The organism is Micromonospora sp. NPDC049529 (assembly GCF_055586685.1).
This window is the reverse complement of sequence record NZ_JBVJHT010000001.1, coordinates 508,268-533,262: the sequence shown is the minus strand read 5'-3', so window position 1 is coordinate 533,262 and position 24,995 is coordinate 508,268. Positions and strand designations below refer to the sequence as shown.

At 71.3% G+C, this 24,995-nt stretch carries 24 protein-coding genes; 10 read left to right on the top strand and 14 right to left on the bottom strand.

Annotated features, from left to right (window positions below):
- Positions 1-141: 141 nt before the first annotated feature.
- The 3 genes from ACZ6QQ_RS02485 to lysS form a co-directional block, all read right to left on the bottom strand.
- The gene (locus ACZ6QQ_RS02485) at positions 142-2,673 is read right to left on the bottom strand and encodes an ATP-dependent Clp protease ATP-binding subunit (protein WP_121157508.1); all 2,532 of its coding nucleotides are present in this window, start codon (positions 2,671-2,673) and stop codon (positions 142-144) included.
- Between the two features lie 739 nt (positions 2,674-3,412).
- The gene (locus ACZ6QQ_RS02480) at positions 3,413-3,763 is read right to left on the bottom strand and encodes a histone-like nucleoid-structuring protein Lsr2 (RefSeq protein WP_326562180.1); all 351 of its coding nucleotides are present in this window, start codon (positions 3,761-3,763) and stop codon (positions 3,413-3,415) included.
- A gap of 108 nt (positions 3,764-3,871) precedes the next feature.
- Entirely contained in the window at positions 3,872-5,326 is a 1,455-nt protein-coding gene (lysS, locus tag ACZ6QQ_RS02475; RefSeq protein WP_465873791.1) for a lysine--tRNA ligase, read from the bottom strand.
- A 173-nt stretch (positions 5,327-5,499) separates the two neighbouring features.
- Here lysS and ACZ6QQ_RS02470 point away from each other — a divergent pair, with 173 nt between their 5' ends.
- Entirely contained in the window at positions 5,500-6,243 is a 744-nt protein-coding gene (locus ACZ6QQ_RS02470) for a class I SAM-dependent methyltransferase (RefSeq protein WP_465873667.1), read from the top strand.
- Between the two features lie 36 nt (positions 6,244-6,279).
- Here ACZ6QQ_RS02470 and ACZ6QQ_RS02465 read toward each other — a convergent pair whose 3' ends face one another.
- From ACZ6QQ_RS02465 to ACZ6QQ_RS02430, 8 genes are all read right to left on the bottom strand, one after another.
- Positions 6,280-7,038 (bottom strand): type III pantothenate kinase, encoded by a 759-nt coding sequence (locus ACZ6QQ_RS02465; RefSeq protein WP_465873665.1) that lies wholly within the window; start codon positions 7,036-7,038, stop codon positions 6,280-6,282.
- Between the two features lie 3 nt (positions 7,039-7,041).
- A complete protein-coding gene (nadC, locus tag ACZ6QQ_RS02460; RefSeq protein ID WP_465873664.1) occupies positions 7,042-7,977 on the bottom strand; it encodes a carboxylating nicotinate-nucleotide diphosphorylase in 936 nt (311 codons plus the stop codon).
- Positions 7,974-9,659, bottom strand: coding sequence for an L-aspartate oxidase (locus tag ACZ6QQ_RS02455; RefSeq protein ID WP_465873663.1), 1,686 nt, complete (start codon positions 9,657-9,659; stop codon positions 7,974-7,976). The genes nadC and ACZ6QQ_RS02455 overlap by 4 nt, the downstream gene beginning before the upstream one ends.
- Before the next feature lie 84 nt (positions 9,660-9,743).
- Positions 9,744-10,658, bottom strand: coding sequence for a septum formation family protein (locus tag ACZ6QQ_RS02450; RefSeq protein WP_465873661.1), 915 nt, complete (start codon positions 10,656-10,658; stop codon positions 9,744-9,746).
- Positions 10,659-10,780: 122 nt separating this feature from the next.
- The gene (gene panD, locus ACZ6QQ_RS02445; RefSeq protein WP_465873660.1) at positions 10,781-11,209 is read right to left on the bottom strand and encodes an aspartate 1-decarboxylase; all 429 of its coding nucleotides are present in this window, start codon (positions 11,207-11,209) and stop codon (positions 10,781-10,783) included.
- Positions 11,209-12,084, bottom strand: coding sequence for a pantoate--beta-alanine ligase (panC, locus tag ACZ6QQ_RS02440; protein WP_465873659.1), 876 nt, complete (start codon positions 12,082-12,084; stop codon positions 11,209-11,211). Before panC ends, panD begins: the two co-directional genes overlap by 1 nt.
- Before the next feature lie 89 nt (positions 12,085-12,173).
- Entirely contained in the window at positions 12,174-13,157 is a 984-nt protein-coding gene (locus ACZ6QQ_RS02435; RefSeq protein ID WP_465873657.1) for a Rossmann-like and DUF2520 domain-containing protein, read from the bottom strand.
- 200 nt (positions 13,158-13,357) lie between these two features.
- Positions 13,358-14,653 (bottom strand): phytase, encoded by a 1,296-nt coding sequence (locus tag ACZ6QQ_RS02430; RefSeq protein WP_465873656.1) that lies wholly within the window; start codon positions 14,651-14,653, stop codon positions 13,358-13,360.
- A 54-nt stretch (positions 14,654-14,707) separates the two neighbouring features.
- Here ACZ6QQ_RS02430 and ACZ6QQ_RS02425 point away from each other — a divergent pair, with 54 nt between their 5' ends.
- The gene (locus ACZ6QQ_RS02425) at positions 14,708-15,931 is read left to right on the top strand and encodes an SAM-dependent methyltransferase (protein WP_465873655.1); all 1,224 of its coding nucleotides are present in this window, start codon (positions 14,708-14,710) and stop codon (positions 15,929-15,931) included.
- Positions 15,932-15,979: 48 nt separating this feature from the next.
- On the opposite strand, the gene ACZ6QQ_RS02420 is transcribed toward ACZ6QQ_RS02425, so the two are convergent.
- On the bottom strand, positions 15,980-16,801 hold the full coding sequence (locus ACZ6QQ_RS02420; RefSeq protein WP_465873653.1) for an isocitrate lyase/PEP mutase family protein: 822 nt from the start codon (positions 16,799-16,801) through the stop codon (positions 15,980-15,982).
- A 173-nt stretch (positions 16,802-16,974) separates the two neighbouring features.
- On the opposite strand from ACZ6QQ_RS02420, the gene ACZ6QQ_RS02415 reads away from it, so the two are divergent.
- The 3 genes from ACZ6QQ_RS02415 (at position 16,975) to ACZ6QQ_RS02405 (ending at position 17,880) form a co-directional block, all read left to right on the top strand.
- Positions 16,975-17,397, top strand: a complete 423-nt coding sequence (locus ACZ6QQ_RS02415) for a hypothetical protein (RefSeq protein WP_465873652.1) — start codon at positions 16,975-16,977, stop codon at positions 17,395-17,397.
- Positions 17,394-17,594, top strand: coding sequence for a DUF6186 family protein (locus ACZ6QQ_RS02410; protein ID WP_465873650.1), 201 nt, complete (start codon positions 17,394-17,396; stop codon positions 17,592-17,594). The genes ACZ6QQ_RS02415 and ACZ6QQ_RS02410 overlap by 4 nt, the downstream gene beginning before the upstream one ends.
- Before the next feature lie 118 nt (positions 17,595-17,712).
- Complete coding sequence (locus ACZ6QQ_RS02405; RefSeq protein WP_465873649.1) at positions 17,713-17,880, top strand: hypothetical protein; 168 nt, start codon at positions 17,713-17,715, stop codon at positions 17,878-17,880.
- Between the two features lie 120 nt (positions 17,881-18,000).
- Here ACZ6QQ_RS02405 and ACZ6QQ_RS02400 read toward each other — a convergent pair whose 3' ends face one another.
- On the bottom strand, positions 18,001-18,843 hold the full coding sequence (locus ACZ6QQ_RS02400) for a fibronectin type III domain-containing protein (protein WP_465873647.1): 843 nt from the start codon (positions 18,841-18,843) through the stop codon (positions 18,001-18,003).
- A 92-nt stretch (positions 18,844-18,935) separates the two neighbouring features.
- Entirely contained in the window at positions 18,936-19,724 is a 789-nt protein-coding gene (locus tag ACZ6QQ_RS02395) for a prepilin peptidase (protein ID WP_465873646.1), read from the bottom strand.
- Between the two features lie 669 nt (positions 19,725-20,393).
- Here ACZ6QQ_RS02395 and ACZ6QQ_RS02390 point away from each other — a divergent pair.
- From ACZ6QQ_RS02390 to ACZ6QQ_RS02370, 5 genes are read left to right on the top strand one after another with little or no spacing between them, the layout of a single operon-like run.
- Positions 20,394-20,960 carry a hypothetical protein gene (locus ACZ6QQ_RS02390; RefSeq protein ID WP_465873645.1) on the top strand — a complete coding sequence of 189 codons (567 nt, stop codon included), beginning with the start codon at positions 20,394-20,396 and terminating at the stop codon, positions 20,958-20,960.
- Positions 20,954-21,898, top strand: coding sequence for a hypothetical protein (locus ACZ6QQ_RS02385; RefSeq protein ID WP_465873643.1), 945 nt, complete (start codon positions 20,954-20,956; stop codon positions 21,896-21,898). The genes ACZ6QQ_RS02390 and ACZ6QQ_RS02385 overlap by 7 nt, the downstream gene beginning before the upstream one ends.
- Entirely contained in the window at positions 21,895-22,557 is a 663-nt protein-coding gene (locus tag ACZ6QQ_RS02380) for an SAF domain-containing protein (RefSeq protein ID WP_465873642.1), read from the top strand. Before ACZ6QQ_RS02385 ends, ACZ6QQ_RS02380 begins: the two co-directional genes overlap by 4 nt.
- A 2-nt stretch (positions 22,558-22,559) precedes the next feature.
- Complete coding sequence (locus ACZ6QQ_RS02375) at positions 22,560-23,363, top strand: P-loop NTPase family protein (protein ID WP_465873640.1); 804 nt, start codon at positions 22,560-22,562, stop codon at positions 23,361-23,363.
- Positions 23,353-24,984 (top strand): CpaF family protein, encoded by a 1,632-nt coding sequence (locus ACZ6QQ_RS02370; RefSeq protein ID WP_465873638.1) that lies wholly within the window; start codon positions 23,353-23,355, stop codon positions 24,982-24,984. The genes ACZ6QQ_RS02375 and ACZ6QQ_RS02370 overlap by 11 nt, the downstream gene beginning before the upstream one ends.
- The last annotated feature ends 11 nt before the right edge of the window (positions 24,985-24,995 follow it).

Sequence of the window (24,995 nt, the reverse complement as noted above, 5' to 3'; positions counted from 1 at the left end):
GGTTTCGGGGGAGAGGGGGGACCCTCCCCCTCCTCCCCAGAGAGGGGGGGGGGTTGGGTGGTGGGGGTGGGGGGCGTCACTCGACCCCGGGCGCCGTTTCCCCCGCCGGGCCCGCGTTCGTGGTGCTGGGTGGTGCTGTGCTTACTCGTCCGCGCCTGCGGCGGCCGTGTTGCCGAGGTCGGCCGGGACCGCGTCGGGCACCGGAACCGGCTTGTCCGCGCCGCGGAACACCAGCTTGGACTTGTCGATGTTCTCCGGGTCGCCCTCGCAGTCCACCACCACGATCTGACCGGGGGTCAGCTCGTTGAACAGGATCCGCTCGGACAGGTTGTCCTCGATATCGCGCTGGATCGTCCGGCGTAGCGGCCGGGCGCCCAGCACCGGGTCGAACCCCTTCTTCGCCAGGTACTTCTTGGCGTTGTCGGTGAGCTCGAGCCCCATGTCCTTGTTGCGGAGCTGAGTCTCGATCCGCTGGATCATGATGTCGACGATGTGCAGGATCTCGTTCTGGTTGAGCTGGTGGAACACGATCGTGTCGTCGATCCGGTTGAGGAACTCCGGCCGGAAGTGCTGCTTGAGCTCGTCGTTGACCTTCTGCTTCATCCGCTCGTAGTTCGAGTCGGAATCCTCGGAGGCCTGGAAGCCCAGCGACACCGCCTTGGCGACGTCACGCGTACCCAGGTTGGTGGTCAGGATGATGACCGTGTTCTTGAAGTCCACGATCCGACCCTGGCCGTCGGTGAGCCGACCGTCCTCCAGGATCTGGAGGAGCGTGTTGAACACGTCCGGGTGGGCCTTCTCGATCTCGTCGAAGAGAACCACCGAGAACGGCCGCCGGCGCACCTTCTCGGTCAGCTGGCCACCCTCGTCGTAACCGACGTATCCGGGGGGCGCACCGACGAGCCGGGACACCGTGTAGCGGTCGTGGAACTCGGACATGTCCAGCTGGATGAGGGCGTCCTCGCTGCCGAAGAGGAACTCGGCGAGCGCCTTGGACAGCTCGGTCTTACCCACACCCGACGGGCCGGCGAAGATGAACGAGCCGGAGGGCCGCTTCGGGTCCTTCAGCCCGGCACGCGTACGCCGGATCGCCTTGGACACCGCCTTGACCGCGTCCTCCTGGCCGACGACCCGCTTGTGCAACTCGTCCTCCATGCGGAGCAGCCGGGAGGTCTCCTCCTCGGTCAGCTTGTAGACCGGGATGCCGGTCCAGTTCGCCAGGACCTCGGCGATCTGCTCGTCGTCGACCTCGGACACGACGTCGAGGTCGCCGGCCTTCCACTCCTTCTCCCGCTGGGCCTTCTGGCCGAGCAGCTGCTTCTCCTTGTCCCGCAGCTGCGCGGCGCGCTCGAAGTCCTGCGCGTCGATGGCGGATTCCTTGTCGCGACGCACCTGGGCGATGCGCTCGTCGAAGTCCCGCAGGTCTGGCGGCGCGGTCATCCGACGGATGCGCATCCGGGCACCGGCCTCGTCGATCAGGTCGATCGCCTTGTCCGGCAGGAAGCGGTCCGAGATGTACCGGTCGGCCAGCGTGGCCGCCGCGACCAACGCGGCGTCGGTGATGCTCACCCGGTGGTGGGCCTCGTACCGGTCACGCAGACCCTTGAGGATCTCGATGGTGTGGGCCAGCGACGGCTCACCCACCTGGATCGGCTGGAACCGGCGCTCAAGCGCCGCGTCCTTCTCCAGGTGCTTGCGGTATTCGTCGAGCGTGGTGGCACCGATGGTCTGCAGCTCGCCACGGGCCAGCATCGGCTTCAGGATGCTTGCCGCGTCGATCGCACCCTCGGCGGCGCCAGCGCCGACCAGCGTGTGGATCTCGTCGATGAACAGGATGATGTCCCCGCGGGTGCGGATCTCCTTGAGCACCTTCTTCAGGCGCTCCTCGAAGTCACCGCGGTAGCGCGAACCGGCCACCAGGGCACCCAGGTCAAGCGTGTAGAGCTGCTTGTCCTTGAGCGTCTCCGGCACCTCGCCCTTGATGATCCGCTGGGACAGCCCCTCGACGACCGCGGTCTTACCGACCCCGGGCTCGCCGATCAGGACGGGGTTGTTCTTGGTACGGCGGGAGAGCACCTGCATCACCCGCTCGATCTCCTTCTCGCGCCCGATGACCGGGTCGAGCTTGCCCTCGCGGGCGGCCTGGGTCAGGTTCCGGCCGAACTGGTCCAGCACGAGGCTGGTCGACGGCGCGGCCTCACCCGGCGCGGCTCCGGCCGCAGCCGGCTCCTTGCCCTGGTAGCCGGAGAGGAGCTGGATCACCTGCTGGCGGACCCGGTTCAGGTCGGCGCCGAGCTTGACCAGCACCTGGGCGGCAACGCCCTCACCCTCACGGATCAGACCGAGCAGGATGTGCTCCGTACCGATGTAGTTGTGGCCGAGCTGCAGCGCTTCGCGCAGCGACAGCTCCAGCACCTTCTTGGCCCGCGGCGTGAACGGGATGTGCCCACTCGGCGCCTGCTGACCCTGGCCGATGATTTCCTCGACCTGCTGGCGGACGCCCTCCAGGGAGATGCCCAGGCTCTCCAGAGCCTTTGCGGCGACGCCTTCGCCCTCGTGGATGAGACCCAACAGGATGTGTTCCGTACCGATGTAGTTGTGGTTGAGCATCCGGGCTTCTTCTTGAGCCAGGACGACAACCCGCCGCGCTCGGTCGGTGAACCGCTCGAACATGCCCTCGTGCTCCTCACGTGCCGTGCGCCATTGATCTTGGCGGGGCCAGCGCCCGGGCGTCCAGGTGACACCCGTGCCATCACTCTATCGCCGCGAACCGACTCTTCTGAGGTCGTGTGTTGCTGGAATGCGCCACGTCCGCGACGTTTTTTCCCAACTGCCCGCGCTCAGAGCGTGTTCCCCGGCCCCCGGCTCTACGCGTAGAGCGAAATCCAGCCCGGCGGTCTGACGTCCACAGGCAGCCCCGAGTCCATCCACAGCTTGTGGATAACTCTTCCACTGGTTGTGGACAACGTCGGCGCCGCCGGGTTCCTTCCCGGCGGCGGGGATCTTTCCCGAGACACCCCGGAGAGCCGGACGGCAGGGCAGCCCGAACCAGGCCGGGGAGAGCGGGAGGGAGCCGGAGAGGGCCCGGGGCGCCAAGGCGGCCGGTACCCCTGGGACGCCCCGAACCGCCGGACGGCAACGGCCGCCCCTCACCCCGGGACGCCGGGGCCGAGCCGACGGCTGACGGCTGACGACCGACGCGGCTGACGGCTGACGGACGGGTGGCCCGGCAACGAACGGGCGCCGGGCAACAGACGGGGAGCCGAGCAACGGCGGGCAACAGACGGGGAGCCGGGGTGGCGAACCGGCTTAATTCCGACAGAAGGGACGTATGGGGATAAAGTCCGGCGCCGGGCCAAGAGCGTCGCATTCGCTCCGGGCCCGGCGCAGGGAGCCGGTCACAGGGCAGGCCTCAGCGGCCGGCCTTGGCGTGGTACTCGTCGACGATCTCCTGCGGGATGCGTCCACGGTCGGAGATGTCCCGGCCTTCCTTCTTGGCCCAGGCCCGGATCGCCTTGTTCTGCTCCCGGTCCGCGGTGGCGCCCCCGCGCCCCCGGGCCGCCCGGCCGCCCACGACGACGCCGCCACGGCCGACCTTCGAGCCGGACGCGACGTACGGCGCGAATAGGTCCCGCAATTTCCCGGCGTTCTTCTTCGACAGGTCGATCTCGTACTGAACGCCGTCGAGCGAGAACTTGACGGTCTCGTCCGCGTCGCCGCCGTCAAGGTCATCGACAAGCTTGTGAATGATCTGCTTGGCCACGTGCCGTAATCCTCTCGAGCAGGGTGTTCCGCAAACAAGAGCACAATAGCCCGCAACGCACTCGTTGCGTCAATAGGACCCGGAAATTACTCAACAGGACTTACGCGACTACTCCGCGCGGATCAAGGGGAAGAGGATGGTTTCCCGAATTCCGAGGCCGGTGAGGGTCATCAGCAGCCGGTCGATTCCCATTCCGACGCCGCCGGAGGGCGGCATTCCGTACTCCAACGCGCGGAGGAAGTCCTCGTCCAGGCGCATTGCCTCATCGTCACCCTTCGCCCCGAGTTGCGCCTGGGCGAGCAGGCGGGCACGCTGCACCACGGGGTCGACCAGTTCCGAGTAGCCCGTACCGAGCTCGAATCCGAGCGCGTAGAGGTCCCATTTCTCGGTGAGTCCTGGCTGCTCACGGTGGGCGCGGACGAGCGGGCTGGTGTCCTCCGGGTAGTCCCGTACGAACGTCGGCTCGCGCAGTCCGGGCACCACCAGTTCCTCGAACAGCTCCTCCGCCAGCTTGCCCGGCACCCACTTCGGATCGACTCCGAGGCCGACCTTTTCGGCGTACCGCACGAGCTGCGCCCGATCGGTGGAGACCGTCACCTCCTCGCCGAGGGCCTCCGAAAGCGACCCGAAGAGCGTCGTCGTACGCCACTGGCCGCTCAGGTCCAACTCGGTCCCGTCCGCGTGCGTCACGACGTGGGAGCCGGCCACGGCGTACGCCGCCTCCTGCACCAGTTCCCTGGTGAGCTTGGCCATAGTGTCGTAGTCGCCGTAAGCCTCGTACATCTCCAGCATCGCGAACTCGGGAGAGTGCGAGGAGTCGATGCCCTCATTACGGAAGTTACGGTTGATCTCGAAGACCCGGTCGATCCCGCCGACCACGGCACGCTTCAGATAAAGCTCGGGCGCGATTCGCAGGTACAGATCGGTGCTCAGCGCATTGCTGTGCGTCACGAATGGCCGGGCGCTGGCCCCGCCGTGCAGCAACTGGAGCATCGGGGTTTCGACCTCGACGAAACTGCGGGCGTGCAGAGAATCGCGCAGGCTCCGTACGGCCGTCGCCCTGGTCCGCACGGTCTGTCGGGCCTGCGGCCGGACGATCAGGTCGACGTAACGCTGCCGGACCCGCGCCTCCTCGCTGAGCGGCTTGTGCGCCACCGGCAGGGGCCGCAGGGCCTTGGCGGTGATCGTCCAGGACTCGGCGAGGATGGACAACTCGCCACGCCGGCTGGTGATCACCTCACCGGTCACACCGACGTGGTCACCGAGGTCGACCTGGCGCTTCCACTCCTCCAGCCGCTCGGCGCCGACCCGGTCCAGGGAGATCATCGCCTGGAGTTCGGTGCCGTCGCCGTCGCGCAGGGTGGCGAAGCAGAGCTTGCCGCTGTTCCGTACGAAGATCACCCGGCCGGTCACCGCGACGGTGTCCCCGGTCTTGCTGTCGGTCGCCAGGTCGACGTACCGGGCCCGGACCTCGGCCAGGGTCGCGGTACGTGGATACCCCACCGGGTACGGCTCGACGCCGTCGGCGAGCAGGCGGTCCCGCTTCTCCCGCCGGACCCGCATCTGCTCCGGAAGGTCGTCCACTGGTTCGGCGGCGGCGGGGATGTGCTCGGTCACGGCAGGCTTCCTCAGGACAGTGAGTTCGGCAGAGTTCCCCGAGCCTACTCAAGTGCCTCCGGGCCGGGCAGCAGATAACCGGGCGACAGCACCGGGTGACCAGCGGATAGCATCGGGCTATGGCTGATCTTGAGCAGGCGCTGTCGTTCGGCGCCGCCGCGTCGACCTACGACCGCTTCCGGCCGGGGTACCCGCTCGCCGCGCTCACCTGGGCCGTCGACGCCGCCGAGCCGGTCCGGGTGGTGGACCTCGCCGCCGGCACCGGCATCCTGACCCGGCAACTGCTCGGGCTCGGGCACGGTGTCGTACCGGTCGAGCCGGACGAGGGGATGCGGGCCCAACTGGAGGCCGCCACACCGGGCACGACGGCGCTGGCCGGCAGCGCGGAATCCGTACCGCTGCCGGACGGCGACGCCGATGTGATCGTCACCGGGCAGGCGTACCACTGGTTCGACCGCGACCGGGCGCACGCCGAGGCGGCCCGGGTGCTGCGCCCCGGCGGACGCTTCGCCCCGATCTGGAACAGCCGGGACGAGTCGGTGGCCTGGGTGGCCGCGCTGAGCCGGCTGCTGGCCGACTTCGCCGGTAGGCCGAGCGTCGACACCGCACCGGACCTGAGCACCTTCGGCGACCGCTTCGAGCCGTTGGAGCGGGCCGAGTTCACCCACACCGTCAGCCAGACCGCCGACACCCTGGTCGGGCTGGTCGGCACCCGCTCCTACTACCTGACCGCCTCCGAGCAGCGACAACGCGAGCTGGAAGCGGCCGTACGCGAGCTCGCCCTGCACCACCCCGACCTGGCCGGCCGGGAAACCTTCGACCTGCCCTACCGGACCACCGTCTACCGGGCCCGCCGCCGCTGACCCGGTCACGCTCGGGCCGCTGACCCGGTAGCGCGCTCAGATGTTGCGCTCGTAGACCATCCGCAGGCCGATCAGGGTGATCATCGGCTCGTGGTGGGTGATCGTGTCGCACTCGCCGATGACCAGCGGGGCCAGCCCACCGGTGGCGATCACCGCGCGCACCTCACCGAGCTCCTGCGTCATCCGCTCGACGATCCGGTCCACCTGGCCGGCGAACCCGAAGTAGAGCCCCGCCTGGAGGCACTCGACGGTGTTCTTGCCGATCACCGAACGCGGCTTGGTCGGCTCCACCTTGCGCAGCTGGGCGGCGCGGGCGGCGAGCGCGTCGAAGGAGATCTCGATGCCGGGCGCGAACGCCCCGCCGAGGAACTCGCCCCGCCCGCTGATCACGTCGAAGTTGGTGGTGGTGCCGAAGTCGACCACGATCGACGGTCCCCCGTAGATCGTGTACGCGGCCAGCGTGTTCACCACCCGGTCGGCGCCGACCTCCTTGGGGTTGTCGATCGCGAGCTGCACCCCGGTCTTCACCCCCGGCTCCACGATCACGCTCGGTACGTCGGCGTAGTAGCGACCCAGCATGCTGCGCAACGACCGCAGCGCCGCCGGCACGGTCGAACAGGCGGCCACCCCGGTGATCTCCACAGCGTCACCGGCGAGCAGCCCACGGAACTTCAGGCCCAGTTCGTCGGCGGTCGACCGGGCATCGGTCTTGATCCGCCACGAGTGGACCAGTTTGTCGCCGTCGAACGTCGCCAGAACAGTGTTGGTGTTACCGATGTCGATGCAGAGCAGCATTCGTCAGCCCCGGTGCTCCAGGTCCGTACCCTCGGTTCGGCCGAGGTCCGCCGGCCGGAGGTCTAGTGCGATGTCCAAGATAGGCGACGAGTGGGTCAGCGCCCCAACCGAAAGGTAGTCGACCCCGGTGGCGGCGTACTCGGCCACCACGTCCAGGGTCAGCCCGCCGGTCGCCTCCAGCTCGGCCCGGTCGCCCACCACCGCCACCACCTCGGCCAGCAGGCCGGGGGTCATGTTGTCGCAGAGCAGGAACCTCGCGCCCGCCTCCACCGCCTCGACCGCCTCCGCGACGGTGGTCACCTCGACCTGGATCGGCACCTGCGGGAACGCCTCCCGCACCCGCTGGTACGCCGGCGTGATCCCGCCCGCCGCCAGCTTGTGGTTGTCCTTGATCATCGCGACGTCGTAGAGGCCCATCCGCTTGTTCGTGCCGCCACCGGCCCGGACCGCGTACTTCTCCAGCACCCGCAGGCCGGGCGTGGTCTTCCGGGTGTCCAGCACCGTCGACTTGCTGCCGACCAGGGCATCCGCCCAGGCCCGCGTGTGGGTCGCCACCCCGGACATCCGGGTGAGCAGGTTCAGCGCGGTCCGCTCGGCGGTCAGCAGCACCCGGGTCGGCCCGGTCACCGTCGCCAGCACGTCGCCGCGGGCCACCCGGTCACCGTCGCGGGCGTGCAGCAACACCTCCACCGTACGACCGGCCGCCTCGTCGCCGACCAGCTCGAACACCGCCGCCGCCACGGCCAGCCCGGCCACCACCCCGTCGGCGCGGGCGACCACGTCGACCGTGTCGACCTGCCCGGCCGGAATCGTCGCCACGCTCGTCACGTCCACCCGGTCCGGCCCGAGGTCCTCCTCCAGCGCGGTCTGCACGATCCGGGTCACGGCCGACGGATCCAGTCCGGCCGCCCGCAACGCGTCCTCGGTAGCGGTCCTCACAGCGCCTCCCAGCTGTCCAGCAGTTCGCCGGCCGGTCCGATCGAACCGACCAGATGACCCCGCCACTCGTCGCTCACCGTCGGGAAGTCCTCCCGCCAGTGGCAGCCACGGGTCTCCTGACGCGCGTACGCCGCCGCCACCAGTGCGGACGCCACCGTGAGCAGGTTGGTCGCCTCCCAGGTGGCGGTCCGGGGCGTGTCCCGCGTCGCGGCGACCTCGGCCAGCTCGGTCGCGGTCGCCCGCAACGTCTCCGCCGACCGGAGTACGCCCGCACCCCGGGTCATCGCCCGTTGCAGACCGGTCCGGGTCTCCGGCCGTACCACCCAGCCGGTGCCGCCCTGCCAGGCCCCGCCCGGTGCCGGTTGCGCCTGCGGCGGCAGGTTGTGGGCGATGTCGTCGGCGATCCGCCGGGCGAACACCAGCCCCTCCAGCAGGGAGTTGCTGGCCAACCGGTTCGCGCCGTGCACGCCGGTGCAGGCGACCTCGCCGCAGGCGTACAGGCCGGGGATCGAGGTCCGGCCGTGCAGGTCCGTACGGACACCGCCGGAGGCGTAGTGCGCGGCCGGCGCGATCGGGATCAGGTCGACCGCCGGGTCGATGCCGATCGCCAGGCAGGAGGCGACGATGGTGGGGAAGCGCTGGTTGAGGAACTCGGCGCCGAGGTGCCGGGCGTCGAGGAAGACGTGGTCCTCGCCGGAGGCGAGCAGCACCCGGTAGATCCCCTTGGCCACCACGTCGCGCGGGGCCAGCTCGGCCAGCTCGTGCTGGCCCACCATGAACCGCTTGCCGTCGGTGTCGACCAGGTACGCGCCCTCGCCGCGCAGCGCCTCGGAGACAAGCGGCTGCTGGGCGGCGCCCAGCGCACTCGTCGCGTCCGCCGGGCTGATCAGGGCGGTCGGGTGGAACTGGACGAACTCCAGATCGGTGACTGCCGCGCCGGCCCGGATCGCCAACGCCACACCGTCCCCGGTGGAGACGGCCGGGTTGGTGGTGGCCGAGAAAACCTGCCCCATGCCCCCGGTGGCCAGGACGACCGCGCGGGCCAGGATCGCGCCCACCCCGTCCTCGCTGCCCTCACCGAGCACGTGCAGGGTGATGCCGCAGGCGGGGCCCGGCGCCTCACCCCAGCCGGGGGCGCGCAGCAGGTCCAGCACCAGCGCGTGTTCCACCAGTCGGATCCACGGGTCGCGACCGACCGCCTCGTGCAGGGCGCGCTGCACCTCCGCCCCGGTGGCGTCGCCGCCGGCGTGCACTATCCGGTTGGTCCGGTGCCCGCCCTCTCGGGTGAGCATCAGCGACCCGTCCGCGTTGCGGTCGAACTCGGCACCGATCCGGATCAGCTCGCGCAGCCGGGCCGGGCCCTCCTCGACCAGCACCCGGACCGCCTCGGGGTCGCAGAGCCCGACCCCGGCGACCTCGGTGTCGTACGCGTGCGCGGCCGGGGTGTCCAGCGGGTCGAGCACGGCCGCGATGCCGCCCTGCGCCCAGCGGGTGGAACCGTCATCGATGTTGACCTTGGTCACGACGGTCACGTGCAGACCGGCCTCCCGCAACTGCAACGCGGCGGTGAGCCCGGCGATACCCGACCCGACCACCAACACGTCGGTGGTCTCCACCCAACCCGGTGCGGGTGCACCGAGCAGCGTGGGCAAGACCGGCAGATCCAGGGTCGGCACATGCATCAGCACAGTGAACCCCGCTCGATGCGCGCCCCGACGCCCGGGGGCGGCGAGGGTGATCTGGATCCGATCGGATCGACTTCCCGCTCACTTCGTGGGTACGGGCAGTGCGGCAAGACCGGCGCCCCTGACCGAGCGACTGACCGTGCCCTGGCCGTACAGGCCCAGGTAGCAGCGGACACCCCGGTTACCGGCCTGCCAGTCCGGCTCGCGGGGCGGCAGTGGGAGCACGTCGGTGCGGAACCGGAGGTTGGCGTCATCGGGCGCACCGACGTACGTCGCGATCAGCTTCCGGCACTCCTCGAACGGCCGGACCCAGTCGATGTCCCTGGTCGGGAAGGTCATCGTCGCCGGCGCGTTCCACACCCCGACGAACTCGCTGTTGTGCGGCTTGGCGCAGTCGACGGCCGGCATCCCGGTGATGGTCCGGCTCGCCGTCCGCTGGATCGAGTAGCAGGCCAGACCGAGCGGGGACGGCCCCCTCAGAGCACCGCGCACGCTGGCCGTACGGCTGACCACGGCGCCGTTGGTCGGCTCGACGTTGGCCACCTCCGCCATGTCGCACCGGAACCACCGCGCACCACCCGTCCAGGCCACCGGAGAGGGAAGTGCCACCTCCATCCGGAGACGGCCGACCCGCCATTCGTTGCCGACGTATTCCCGCGCTTTCCCGTCGCATTCGCCGAAGGCGGTACGAATCTCCGGCGATCGCTCGGCCGGCGGGGTTTCCGCGTTCGCGGCGGCCCCGGCGAAAGTGCCGACATGCACGGTCTCGGTCCGGTGCGCGGCGGTGCAGTCGACCGGCTCGTACGACGCGAGGGGAGCGACCTTCACCGGCTCCGCCGGGTGGCAGGTCCCGACCGGCGGTACGAAGGGTTTCGGCTCGGCCAGCGGAGCCCAGTCGTCGAGCAGCGCCCCGTCGATCCCGGCCGGTTGCCCACATCCGGACAGCAGCACTCCCGCCAATCCCACCGCGACCAGGACGCTCCACCAACGACGCATCGCGTCCCTCCCCCGGGGCGGCACCAGTATGGACGGCTGAGACATAGGGTAGCCGTCCGACGCCGTTGCGTCGCCTCACCGATAGGTCGATCATCATCAACCCATCGGTCCGGGATGGAGCCTCAGCGGGCCTCCGCCACCAGGTCACCGCGAACCGGGTCACCGGCCGTACCGGCCGCCACACCCGCCGGGTCCGCCCCGAGCCCGACCACCCGGTTGTCGGCGTCGACATGCACCACCCGAGGCTGGTACGACCGCGCCTGCGCATCCTCGAACTGCCCGTACGCGATGATGATGACCAGGTCACCGGGGTGCACCAGGTGCGCGGCGGCACCGTTGATGCCGATCACGCCACTGCCCCGTACGCCGGGGATGACGTACGTCTCCAGCCGGGCGCCGTTGGTGACGTCCACAATGGCCACCTTCTCGCCGGGCAGCAGGTCGGCGGCGTCGAGCAGCTCCTCGTCGATGGTCACCGAGCCGACGTAGTGCAGGTCGGCCTGGGTCACGGTGGCGCGGTGGATCTTCGACTTGAGCATGGTGCGGAACATCAGAGTTCTTCCTTCTTGAAAGGAGCAGCGGCGTCGGTGAGCCGGACGGCCAGGTTGTCGATCAGACGGGTGCCGCCGACCCAGGCGGCCACCACCATCCGGCCCGGACCGGCGAGCGGTGCCGGTGCCAGTTCCGGATCGGTCAGGACCAGGTAGTCGAGCTTCGCGCCCGGCGTACCGGTGGCTTGGAATGCCTGGTGGGCGGCGGCGAGCGCGGCGTCGGGGCCGAGCCCGGCCTCGGCGGCGGTCGCGCCCGCCCGCAGCGCGGCGGAGAGGCTCGACGCGGTCACCCGCTCCTCCGCCGACAGGTAGCGGTTACGACTGGAAAGGGCCAGTCCGTCCGCTTCCCGGACGGTCGGCACACCGACGATCTCCACCGGTACGTCCAGGTCGCGCACCATCCGGCGCACCAACGTGAGCTGCTGGTAGTCCTTCTCGCCGAAGAACGCGAAGTCCGGCCGGACCAGGTGGAGCAGCTTGAGCACGACGGTCAGCACCCCGTGGAAGAAACCGGGGCGGCTGGCGCCCTCCAACTCGCCGCCGAGCGGCCCGGGATCGACCCGGACCAGCGGCGCCCCGGTCGGGTACATCTCCTCGCGGGCCGGCGCGAACACCAGGTCCACCCCGGCGTCCGCGCAGATCGCCAGGTCGGCCTCGAAGGTACGGGGATACTTGTCGAAGTCCTCGTTCGGCCCGAACTGCAACGGGTTGACGAAGATCGTCACCAGCACGTGATCGGCTCGCTCGCGGGCGGCGCGCAGCAGCGCCTCGTGCCCGGCGTGCAGCGCGCCGAGTGTCATCACCACCGCGACCGTGCCCGACAGCGCCTCACGCGCCGCCGTCAACTCCGCCCGGGTGCGTACCACCTCGGTCATGCCGCTCCTCGCTTCCCCACCGAACCGAACCTGACGTGCCACATCCGCCGCGCCCGGTCGGGTCGACCCGACCACGGCTACCGCTCTGGTCAGACCGACTGCCGCTGCCGGTCGGCGAGTACGCCGAGCAGCGACACCGCGTCGACCGGGCGGAGCCGGCCGGCGGCGATGGCCCGGTCGGCGGTACGCCGGGCCAGCGCGAGGTAACCGGCGACCGACTCGGGCGCGGTGGCGGCCAACCGGTCCAGGTGCTTGGCGACCGTGCCGGCGTCACCCCGGACCACCGGGCCGGTCAGCGCCGCGTCACCGAGCCGCAGGGTGTTGTCCAGGGCGGCGTGCAGCAGCGGCCCGAGCACCTTCTCCGGCTGTGCCACACCCGCGTCCCGCAACCGGTCCATCGCCTCGTTGACGAGGGTGACCAGGTGGTTCGCGCCGTGGGCCAGGCCCGCGTGGTAGAGCGGACGATCGTCCTCGGCCACCCACTCCGGCACCCCGCCCAGGTCGGCGACCAGCCGGGCGGCGAGCGGGCGGAGATCGGCCGGCACCGTCACGCCGTACGAGATTCCGGGCAGCCGGGCCAGGTCGTCGGCGGTGCCGGTGAAGGTCATAGCCGGGTGCACCGCGAGCGGTCGGGCGCCGACGGCGGCGGCCGGTGCGAGCACCCCGAGCCCGTGCGCCCCGGAGGTGTGCATGACCAGTTGGGCCGGGCGCAGCGCGCGGGTCTCGGCCAGCCCCGACACCACCGCGCCGAGCGCGTCGTCCGGGACCGCGATCAGCAGCAGGTCGACGCCGGAACGGGCGACCTCGGCGGCCGGCAGGTTCGCGGCGCCGGGCAACAGTTGGTCGATCCGGGCCTTCGCGGCCACGGAGACACCGGAGGCGGCGCGTACGCGGTGACCGGCGCGGGCCAACGCGGCGCCGAGTACGGCACCCACCCGGCCGGTACCGATCACTCCGACGGTCAGCGTCCGGGAGCCGAGGTGCCCACCCTCGGGTACGGCGACAGCGGGGCGGTGAGCCGGCGCGGTCACCCCGACAGGGGTGGCCGGACGCGGGCGCGGCGATGCGCTCATGTCTTCGATCCAGTCCTCGACAAGTGGGTACCGGTCGATCGCAAGTATGCGCCGTTGTTACGGATGTGCGACAAGCATGTGTGAAAACCTTCACCGCCCCCGAACAGCGGAATGCGCCCGGTCCGCACCGGGCGCATTCCGCCATCCTCACGCCATCCTCACCCGGCTCCACCGAGCCGGCCGGGGAACGGAACAGGGGGTCAGCGGCGGAGGAACCCGGCGTCGAGGAACTTGAAGTTGGTGTTCGGACGCACCTCGCCGGCACCGTCGGTGACCTCGGGGGTGTTCTGCCCGTCGTGCACCACGAGCAGACCACCGGGAAAACCGGGCAGCGGCGTCGATACCACCGAGGCGCCGTCGCACTCCTGCACCCCGTCGATCTCGGCGACGCCGGCACGACGGGTGTCGGTCACCTCGAACCGGCCCACCGGCCGGTTGGTCCGCCGGTCGTAGGTGAAGAACGTGTCGTCACCCTGGCTGGACACGACCAGGGTGCCGTCGAGCCGACCGGTCCGGTGGATGGTCAACCCCTCCACGTCCGCCGCGATCCGCCCGCCGAAGCCCGGGTCGGCGGCGTAGTCGACCACGCAGTCGTCCTCCTCGACGTCGAACACCGCCGGTACGCCGTACTCGCGGGTCCGCTCCACCGAGGTCGGCTGGCCCCGGAACCGGCCACCGGTCACCGGGATCCGCCAGAGCCCGACCGTCTCCTGGGCCAGGTACGCGACCCCGGTCGCCGGGTCGACCACCATCCCCTCGACCTGCGGCCCGTCACCCGGATCGGCACACGGCACCCAACGGTTGCCGTTCGGCAGGGTGAACTCCGCCGGCAGCGTCAGCCGGTCCACCGGCCGGTAGCTGACCCGGTCACCCCGGCTGACCAGCCGGAAGATGCCGACCTCCGGCGTACTGCGCCGGCTGACGACCACGTACACGGTGCCGTCCGGGGCGGCCCAGGTGGCCAGGCCGTACGCCGTGCGCTGCCCGTTGACCTCCGCCTGGTCGCGGCTGAAGGCGTACGGCACGTCCGGCGCGGTCACGTCGACCAGCCGCCGCCCGGCCGGGTCGATCCGGTAGAACCGCAACTGGTCCCGCCCCCGGTCACTGACCACGGCCAGGTCGGAGCGCCGGCCGCCGAGCGGGAAGCCCTCGACCAGGTCCACGTTGTTGAACCGGCCGGACTCGTCGTCCGGTCCCGGCGCGGGCGGGGTGGCGATCGCCTGCCGCTGCCGCCCGTGCAGGTCGTAGACCCGCAGACCGCCGTTCTTGGCGGTCGCGATCACCAGGCTGCCGGCCCGGTCGACCGGGTTGACCCAGATCGCCGGGTCGTCCGCGTCGGCGTCGCCGCCGGCCTCGTCGTCGTAGAGTGCCGGGGTCTCGACCGCGGCTCCGACCGTGCGGGTCCGGGCTCCGGCGGACCCGTCCGCGCTGGCCGGAACGGCGGCACCCAGGAGCAGCGGTACGGTCAGCGCGGCAGGGATCAGAAGTCGTCGCATGTCCGCCGACCGTAGGGTCTGCACCGTGACGTGCACTGAACAGCGGATGAACGGATGTCGATGACCTGGCGGGCGGCGATGACCACCGCGCTCTACGGCCCCGACGGCTTCTTCGTGGCCGGTGCCGGCCCGGCGGCGCACTTCCGTACCAGCGCGCACGTCGCACCGGTGCTCGGCGCGGCAGTGCTGCGCCTGCTCGAACGGGTCGACACCGCCCTGCACCACCCGGACCGGCTGGACGTGGTCGACGTCGGGGCCGGACGGGGAGAACTGCTGCGTATGCTCGCCGCGCTCGCCCCGGCCGACCTGGGCCGCCGGCTGCGGCTGACCGGGGTCGAACTCGCCCCCCGCCCCGAGTCGCTGCCCGCCACCATCGGCTGGCGGGACACCGTGCCGAGCGGGATCGTCGGGCTGCTGCTCGGCACCGAGTGGCTGGACAACGTACCGCTCGACCTGGCCGAGGCCGGGCCCGGCGGCTGGCACCAGGTGCTGGTGGAACCGGTGTCGGGGACCGAGTCCGCCGGCCCGCCGCTCGCCGCCGCCGACCTCGCCTGGCTCGACCGGTGGTGGCCCGACCGGCCCAGTCAGCTGGACCAGCCCGGTAAGGCTGACCGGCCCGGTGAGCTGGACCAGCCCGGTGAGGCGGACCAGCCCGGTGAGGCGGACCAGCCCGGTGAGGCGGACCAGCCCGGTGAGGCGGACCAGCCGACCGGACCCGACCGGGCGGAACCGTCGCCGGGCAGGCGGGTCGAGATCGGCCGGAGCCGGGACGCCGCCTGGGCGGCGGCGGTCGGCGCGGTCGACCGCGGGCTGGCCCTCGCCGTCGACTACGGCCACCTCCGCGCCGCTCGCCCGGCCGGCGGTACGTTGACCGGCTTCCGGGCCGGCCGGCAGGTGCCACCGGTGCCGGACGGGTCCTGCGACCTGACCGCGCACGTCGCGATCGACTCGGTGGCGGCGGCCGGCGAGGCGGTGAGCGGGGTGCCGTACACGCTGGTCAGCCAGCGGGTGGCGCTGCGTGCGCTCGGGGCCGACGGAAGCCGACCGCCGCTGACCCTGGCCAGCACCGACCCGACCGGGTACCTCCGGGCGCTCGCCGCCGCCTCGACGGTCGCCGAGCTGACCGACCCGGCCGGGCTGGGCGGGCACTGGTGGCTGCTCCAACCGGTCGGCATCGACCCGCCCGAACTGCTGCCGGCGTCCTTCGTCCAGCCCGCGCCCCTCGCCCAGCCCGCGCCCCTCGCCCAGCCTGCGCCCCTCGCCCGACCGGTCGACTGAGGTCGCTCGCCGGAGGCCGCTTCGGGTGGGCGTGGTGTCGGCGGACGGTCAGCGGCCGGCCATCAGCGCGTTGACCGCGCCCCAGTCCAACGCACCCGCGAGAGCGTCGTACGTCCCGGTGCGGAACGCCTCCTCGGCGACCCGCTGCGCCACCCCGTACGCCGCCTCGGCGGGTCCGGAGCCGAGGCTCAACCGACCGACCCCGAGTTTCGCCAGCTCCGGCAGGGACGGGGCACCCGGCCCGGCGAGAATGTTCACCGGGGCCGGGATCTCCCGCACCAGATCGGCCACCCGCGCCGGGTCCACCACACCGGGCACGAAGATCCCGTCCGCACCGGCGGCCAGGTACGCGTTCGCCCGCGCCACCGTCTCCGCCAACCCACCGACCCCACGCAGGTAGGTGTCGACGCGGGCGTTGACGAACAGCGGGATGCCGGCGTCGGCTCCGGCGGACCGGGCGGCGGCCAACCGGGCGCACTGATCGTCGACGGGTCGCAGCCCCGTGGCGCCCCCGTACAGCGCGTCCTCGATGTTGACGCCCACCGCCCCGGCGGCGAGCACCGCCCGTACGGTCTCGCCCACCTCTTCCGGGGTGGCGCCGAAGCCGGATTCGATGTCCGCGGTCACCGGTACGGCGACGGCGTCGACGATCCGGCGGACCAGGTCGACGGCCAGGTCACGGGCGAGCACGTCGCCGTCCGGGGCGCCGAGGCTCCAGGCGACCCCGGCGCTGGTGGTCGCGATCGCACGGGCGCCGGCCGTCTCGACGATCCTGGCACTGGCCACGTCCCAGGCGTTGACCAGCACCACCGGGTCACCGGGGGTGTGCAACGTACGGAACAGCTCTGCTCGGGTCTGTTGCTCAGTCATACCCGGTAGTTTCCGGCCGGCGCCGGCCGGACGGGCAACCGAGGGTGAGGACCGAGCCCCGGCCGAGCCGTCCCGTGCCCGTTGGTCACCGAATACCTGGTTCATCCAGTTCGGCCGGGATCGTCCGCGTGCCGTAGGCGGATAAAGCGGGAGAAGCACCGCATTCTATGGGGATGCATCAGACGGATCTGGATACGGTCGAGCCGCCCACCGCCGATACGGTCGCCCCACTCGTCGGTCGGGTGGCCCCTACCTTCGCCGCCGCCATCGCCGGGTACGCCCTGCTCGCCGCGTTCGCCCGGCCGCTGACCCTGCCCGCCGCCTGCGCCGTACTGGCACCCGGACTGGCCCTGCTCTGGTGGGGCGCCCGGCGGGTGCCGCAGCGTACCCGTACGGCCGGCCGGGCGACGGCGGTGACCTGGGTCGGGCTCGGTGCCGCCTTCTGTGTCTGGGAGCTGGTGGCCCTGTTCACCGGCAACGACGCGGCGCACCCGACGTTCAGCATCCTGGCCGACCCGTTCCTGGACACCTATCCGGGCCGGGTGGCCGGTTACGTGCTGTGGCTGAGCACCGGCGCCTGGCTGGTGACCCGTTGACCGCTCGGGCCGTCCTCGTCGTCGGGTTCGCCGTGATCATCGGCGCGATGGTCCTGGTCGACCTCGCCGGTCGTCGGCCGAACAGCACGGTCGCCCCGCTGGGCGGCGCGCTGATCGCGGCGATGCGCGGCGGCACCGGGCGGCTGATCGTACTCGGAGCGTGGGTCTGGATGGGTTGGCACTTCCTGGCCAGGTGACCCCGGTCCGCGCCGTTTGCCACCCGGTCGCGCGGGAAGCCAGCGACACGTCGAGCAGCACTTGTCATCCGAACTCCACGGGCCGGACGAAACGGCCGATCGCACCGGCGGAGGAAAGATGCCCGTTTTCATCAAGAAGGTATTTGCCTGGGGAGGCCTGGCCTTCCTGATCTTCTTCATCGCGTTCCGCCCGGACAGCGCCGCGCACACCTTCAAGACCCTCGGGGCCGGGTGCATGATGATCCTGCAGGGCTTCGGTGACTTCATCACCAGCCTGATGACCTGACCCCCGTGACCTGGTTGAGGATGCTCCGGGCGACCTCGACCGGGCCGCCCGGCTCGGCACGGTCGACCAGTTCGTAGCGCGGCGCATCGCTGTCGTCGCTGGCCGGAGCCCAGGTCAGGGTCACACCGCGCGGCCGAGGTTGGACGCGACCGGCGTACCGGGAGTGTTCGGCGGGCTGACGTCGGGCCCGGCCGGCCGGGTGGTGACCGTGACCGGCGCGGAGAGCGCCGAGTAGTTGCCGGCGTCGTCCGCCGCCCGCATCGCGAAGGTGTACGTCGTGCCCGGCGTGAGCCGGGTGACGTCCAGTACGTTGTTCGGCCAGGGCGGGTGCATCGGCCGGGTCGCGACCACCGTGTTGCCGCTCGGCGTGATCGACAGCACCTCGTACAGCCCCACCCCGATGTTGTCGGTGGAGCCGCCCCAGGAGACGGTGACCGTGGTGTCGGTGATCCGGGTCGCGGTCAGCGCGGACGGCGCGGTCGGCGGCTGGTTGTCACCCGGCGGCATGGTCAGCTTGAACAGCGGCGGCGAGGTGGACGAGTTGCCCGCCTCGTCGAGCGCGCGGACGCTGAACCGGTAGGTGCGCGACGGCAGTGTCCCGGTGATGGTGACGCTGTTCGTCGTCGTACGCCAGAGCACGGCGATGTCGGTGTGGAACTGGCTCACCTCGTACCGCACCACGGCCACGTTGTCGGTGGAGGCCGCCCAGGTCAGCTCGACCGAGTTGGTGCCGTAGCAGACGACCTCGATCGGTCCGGGTGTGGTCGGCCGCTCGGTGTCGACGGTCGCCGCACTGACGGTGGCACCGGCATTCGCGGCGGTCGCGGTTGCCGCCGGTGCGAGCGTCGGCAACGCCACCGCCAGCAGGGTCGTCGCCAACAGGCGTGGCAGCAGCCCTCGCCCGACGCTCCCCCGGAACCTGCCGGTGGGTGGGAGCGGGAGCACCGGTCGACAATTGTCCATTGTGGTCGTTCCTCCCCGGAAACGGGTGATGCCGACGGAAGGCCTCCTCACTATATCCATGATTCTCGATGTGATGAGTCCGTTCCGGTGGTTCAGGCCAGGGCCAGGGTGACCAGGCTGCCCAGGATCAGGAACGGGCCGAACGGCAGGTGGCCCGACCAGCGGACCCGGCCGGCGACCAGCAGGACCACGCTGGTCAACGCGGCGACGACGAAGGCGACCATCAACCCGAGGAACACCGCCCCCCAGCCGAACCAGCCGAGCACGGCGGCGCTGCTCAACACCAGCTTGGCGTCACCCAGGCCGAACCCGCGCCGGCCGAGCAGCACCGTCGAGGCGGCGAAGACGAAGGCGACCGCACCACCGGCGAGCAGGGCCCGCACCCAGGCCGCGCCACCACCGCCCGCCGGATCGCCGACCAGTGCCGCGACGCCGAGCAGGCCCCAGGTGCCGAGCGCGGCCGGGTAGGTGAGCCGGTCCGGCAACCGGTGTACGGCCAGGTCGACGAAGAACAGCGGCAGCGCGCAGAGCAGCCACCAGGCGAAGGCGACCGTCTCGACGGCCGGTCGGCCGGCCACCACCAGCACCCCGATCGCGACGAGCAGGCCCAACTCCACGGTGACCGGCGGGGCCCCGATCCGCTGGCCGCACGTGCCGCAGCGGGCGAGCGGCGAGAGGGCCGAGAGTGGCCCGGTGCGCCCGATCGGCGTACCGCAGTTGTCGCACCCGGTCCGGCGGGCCGTGCCGGCGGGCACCGAGTCGGCCGCGACGATCCAGCGGACCACCGAGGCGATCGTCAGGGCGGCCAGCAGCCGCAGCGGCCAGCCGGGACCACTTCGCCGGGTCCCGGCCGGTCCCGGTCGGTGCTCGGTCAACGACATGACGACCTCCGTACGGGGGGGGTGGGGAGACCCGGCCGGGCCGGATCTTCGACAACACGTTGCGTTACTTCATGATCAACCAAGAGCGATCTTCGATCGGTGTCCACCACTGGCCCCCGGCCGCCCCGAGGTCGCCTCGGACGATCACGCGCGGCAGCCGGCGGCACGCCGGTACCGCTCCCGGACCGGGGTACGGAAACGGCCAGACCACCGCCATTCCCTGTATTTCGCAGTGCATCCGAACGTGCATCAGCACGCGCAGGGTGATCTACCAACCCGGCTCGGAGCCGGCGATCGGGACGATATCTATCGACCATCACCAAAGGACCCCAATGGATATCCGGACAACGGATGGTGACCGTACGTGTTCCCTGCAATTGCCTCTGTTGCATCGTCGGCGGTCAGCCTATGCTCGCCCCTTGAGTGGAGCACAACCGTCGGGTAAAACAGATCAACCCACTCATCCGACAAAGAATTGGCATCTCGGTAAGATCCCGTTCAGATTGAGACAAGTAAATGTCTGTACGGCGGCACCGGGCTCGACACGAGCCGTCAGGGCCCGCCGTGCCGTGCCCGTACTCCACCGGAAACGGGCTCTCAGCAGCACAGATCGGTGAGGCCGGTATTCCGGTGTTTGCACGGCGAGCGGCGGAAAGGAAGGAAACACCGTTGCGCGCACAGCGATTGGGCAGGTACTCCGCCGTCCTCGTCGCGATCGTGTCGGTCGCCCTGGGCGCCGGCTGCGCGAAGGATCAGGGCCCCGCCGCACCGGCGTCTCTCGACGGCGCTCCCGCCGCCACACCCGATGCCGCGCCGGAGACCGACGCCGCCTCGAAAGCCGCACTTGCCGCCTATGCCGGCTATCTGGACGCCTCCCGGGAAGCGGAAAAATCGGCGAACCATCTCCATCCGGCGCTCAAGAAGTATCTGGCCGACCCCCTGTTGACCCAGGTCCGGCTTGCCATTCGTGACGCGAAGGAGCACGGCGCGATGCGTACCGGCACGCTCATCTCCGACCCACAGGTGACCGACGTGCGGCTGGACGCCGTCCCGGCCACGGTCTCGATCCAGGACTGCCTGGACGGCACCGGCTACCGGCTGGTCTACACCAAGGACAAGTCCGTCGTACCCGGCTCCACCAGCGGTCGGTACCTGGCCACCGCGACCGCGACGCGCTACCCCGACGGCCGTTGGCTGATCAGCACCGGCACCGCCCACCGGGACCAGCCGTGCTGAGCCGGCGCTCCCGCCCGACCCGGCGGCTGCTCGCCGTCGTTGCGGCGGCGACGATGACCCTGGCGATCGGCCTGACCGGCTCCGGCCCGGCCGCTGCCGCCCGTGGCCCCGGTGCCGAATGCCCGCCGACCCAGACCGACTGCCACGTCTGGGACGACATCCCCGGCAACCCTGGCAACCCCGGCGGCCCCGGCAACCCGGGCGGTGGCGGTGGTGACGGCCCGGCCCGCAAGTGCACCCGCGACGGCAAGCCGATCCGCTGCTACGACGACGTGCTCGGCTGGTACAACTCGAACGACGAGTGCTACTACAAGCTCGCCGAACCGCAGCCCGACGGCGTGCCGGAGGGTCAGGACCTGTACTACGTGAGCTGTGCCGGCAACGGTCAGGTCGCCCAACTGCGGGACGCCCCACCGCCCGGCTACGGCGCTCCCCCGGACCCGGCCGACCTGGCCGCCGAGGCGCTGGCCAGCCTCACCCTCAGCCGACCGCGCGTCGGCATCGCCCCGCACCCGAGCAAGGGCCCGGGCCTCGTCGGGCTCCCGGTGTGGCTCTGGACGGATTCCGGGCAACAAACCTGGGCGACGGCCGCGAGGCCGCAGGTGGCCCAGGCGTCGGACCGCGGCGTGACCGTCCGGATCGAGGCCTGGGTCGAGAAGATGGTCTGGACCATGGGCGACGGCAGAACGGTGACCTGCACCACCCCCGGTCGGGCATACAAACCGAGCACCGACAAGAACGCCACCCCACCGTGCGGGCTGTCCAAGGGCTACAGCAAGCCCAGTGGCAACGGCAAGTACATCGTCAGCGGCGTCACCCACTGGGTGGTGCCGTGGCGCGTCACCAGTGGCGGCGGCGCCAGCGGCACCATCCGCACCACCCGGCAGAGCGCCGAAGTGGCGATCGAGATCGACGAGCTTCAGGTGGTGACGAGGTGACCGTGGCACCCACTCGCGCCCAGTCGGGGCCGGTCGACGCGCCGGTGGCACCCCCGAAGGTGGTCCGCCAGCGACGGATCCGACCCGGTCTGCTCGGCCTGGCCGTCCTGCTGGTCGCCCTCGGCGGGCTGGGGTCGGCGTTCGCGGTCACCTCGGTCCGGGCCACCGGCAGCTACCTCGCGGTGACCCGGCCGGTGGCGGTCGGCGCCATCCTGACCGCCGACGACGTCACCCGGGTCGAGGTGGCCGGCGGTCAGGGCCTCGCCCCGGTGGCCGCCAGCCGGCTCGACGAGGTGATCGGGAAGCGGGCCGCCGTGTCGCTGACACCGGGCACCCTGCTCACCGCGGGACAGTTCACCGACCAGCCGCTGCTCGGCCCCGGCCAGCAGCAGGTCGCGATCGACCTGGACGTGGCCGCAGTACCGGCGAAGGAACTCCGTCCCGGCGACAAGCTCCTGCTGATCGGGCTGCCCGACAAGAACAGCACCGGCGGCGGGGACACGGGAACAACCCGGTTCGAGACCACCGTCATCGACACGTCCAACCCGGACACCAGCACGGTCGTCGTCTACCTGGCGCTCGCCGTACGGGACGTGCCGGCGGTGGTGGCCCTGAACGCCGCTGACCGCATCGCGGTCGTCCTCACCGCGACGGCCTGAGCATGGCCATCATCGCCTTCGTCTCGACCAAGGGCTCACCCGGCGTCACCACCGCCGCCCTCGCCTGCACCCTCGCCTGGCACCACCGGCTGGTCTTCGCCGAATGCGACCCGGCCGGGGGCTCGGTGCTCGCCGGCTACCTCGGCGGCGCGCTCGACGGGCCACGGGGAATCGGCGAACTGGCCGTCGGCGAACTGCGGGACGGCAACCTCGACACCGCGTTCTGGTCCCAACTGGTCGACCTCGACGCACCGAAACGGGAACGGCTGCTGCTGCCCGGAGTGGTCGACCCGGTCCAGGCGGGCAGTGTGACCCCGCTCTGGCAACGCTTCGCCGACTTCTTCACCGATCTGGAACGGGGCCAACCGGCGTACGACGTTCTGGTCGACTGTGGACGGTTGCAGGTCACCGCCCCGCCCTGGCCGATCCTGCGTGCGGCGGCGATCGTGCTGGTCACGACCGGTGCGCACCTGTCCGACCTGTCCAGCGCCCGCTCGACGATCAAGGCGCTCGAACGGGACTTCGCCGAGCACCGGGTCCCGCCCGGCTCACTGCGACTGCTGCTGGTCGGCAACGGCCACAGCCGGAGCGAGGTGAGCAAGGCGCTGGGCCTGCCGGTGATCGCCCACCTGCCGCACGACCCGCGTACGGCCGAGGTGCTCAGCCACGGCGGCACCGTACGGGCGAGACGGCCGCTGATGCGCGCGGCCGGCGCCCTGGAGGTGCCGATCCGTACGTTGCTGGACCGGCGCCGGGCGCGGCTCTCCTGGCCGGCCACCGTCCAGGAGGTGCCGCATGCGGTTTGAGCCGGTCTCGCACGACCCGCGCGGCCGGGACAACGGTGTCACCTCGACGGTGCCGCCGCTGCCGGCGAACGGTCGGCACCAGCGCCCGCAGGCTCCCTCGGCGAACGGCACCCCGCCGCCGCCCGGCCACACCGCCCCGGCCGCCGCCGTTGCCCCGTACCCGATCCAGGGTGCCGCCGGGCCCGGCCCGACCGGCGGCGCGGTGGTCGCCACCGGTCCGCCGCCGCCGCAACGCCCCCGGGTCGACTTCGCGGTGGTCCGCGAACTCCGGCGCGAACTCAGCGAACGGCTGACCCTCTGGCAGCGCGGCCGCGAGTTCAGCGTCGACGAGGAGGACACCGAACGGGCCCGGCTCGCGGTCGCCGTGGTCGGTGAGTACGCCGACGCGGCCCGCCGGGCCGGCACACCAATGCACGCCAGCGAGGAACGGAGCCTGCTCGACCAGGTCACCGCCGAACTCGTCGGGCTGGGCCGGCTACAGACCCTGCTGGTCGACAGCACCATCGAGGAGGTGCACATCCTCGGCTGCGACCTGGTCCGGATCACCCGGCACGGCGGCGGCGTCGACTGGATCGACCCGATCGCCGACAGCGACGAGGAACTGGTCGAGATCCTCCAGGCCGCCGCCCGCCGGGCCGGTTCCACCGAACGGTCGCTGTCCACCTCGAAGCCGACCCTGGACCTGCAACTGCCCGACGGCAGCCGGCTGGCCGCGGTCTACCTGGTCAGCCACCGCCCGTACGCGGTGATCCGGAAGCACAACACACTCGACGTCAGCCTCGACCAGATCGCCGGTGGCCGGGGCGACCTGGACGAGATGATCGACCTGCTGATCCGGGACTTCCTGCGGGCGGCGATGGCGGCCGGTCTGAACATCATGGTCGCCGGTCTGGCCGGGGCCGGGAAGACCACCGTGATCCGGGCGCTGATGGACGAGATCCCGGCGGACGAGCCGTACGTGGTGCTGGAGGAGAGCCGGGAACTGCTCCCGACCAAGCGGGGGATCAAGCACCGGGCGGTGATGAGCTTCGAGTCCCGCGAGGGACACGGCGAGCGCGGGGCCGACGGGCGACCGGCCGGGGAGGTGACGATCGCCGACCTGATCCCGTTGTCGCTGCGGATGGGCGTACTGCGGATCATCGTCGGCGAGGTCCGCTCCCGCGAGATCGTCCCGATGCTCCAGGCGATGACCACCAGCCGCGGCTCGATGTGCACCATCCACGCCCGTACGCCCGCCGGGGTCGGTGAGCGGATCGTCGAACTGGCGCTGTCGCACGGCCGGGAGATGACCGTCGACCAGGCCCGCCGGATGGCCGGCAACGCGCTCGACCTGATCGTCTACGTCACGGTCGAGGACGAGACCGCGATCGGCGGCCGCAAGCACCGGTTCGTCTCCCACATCGAGGAGGTGATCGGCGCCGGGGAAACCGGCCGGATCACCACCACCACGGTCTTCGGCCCCGGCCCGGACGGCCGCGCGGTCCCGAAGCACCTGCCCGAACGGATCCGCGACCAACTCCTCCGGATCGGGTACGACGCCCGGCTGCTGAGCCGCTACATCGAGGCCGGTACGGGTGCCTGGCGGCGCCCCCGCCGAACCCGGCTCGGGCGGCGCGGATGAACGGGGTGGTG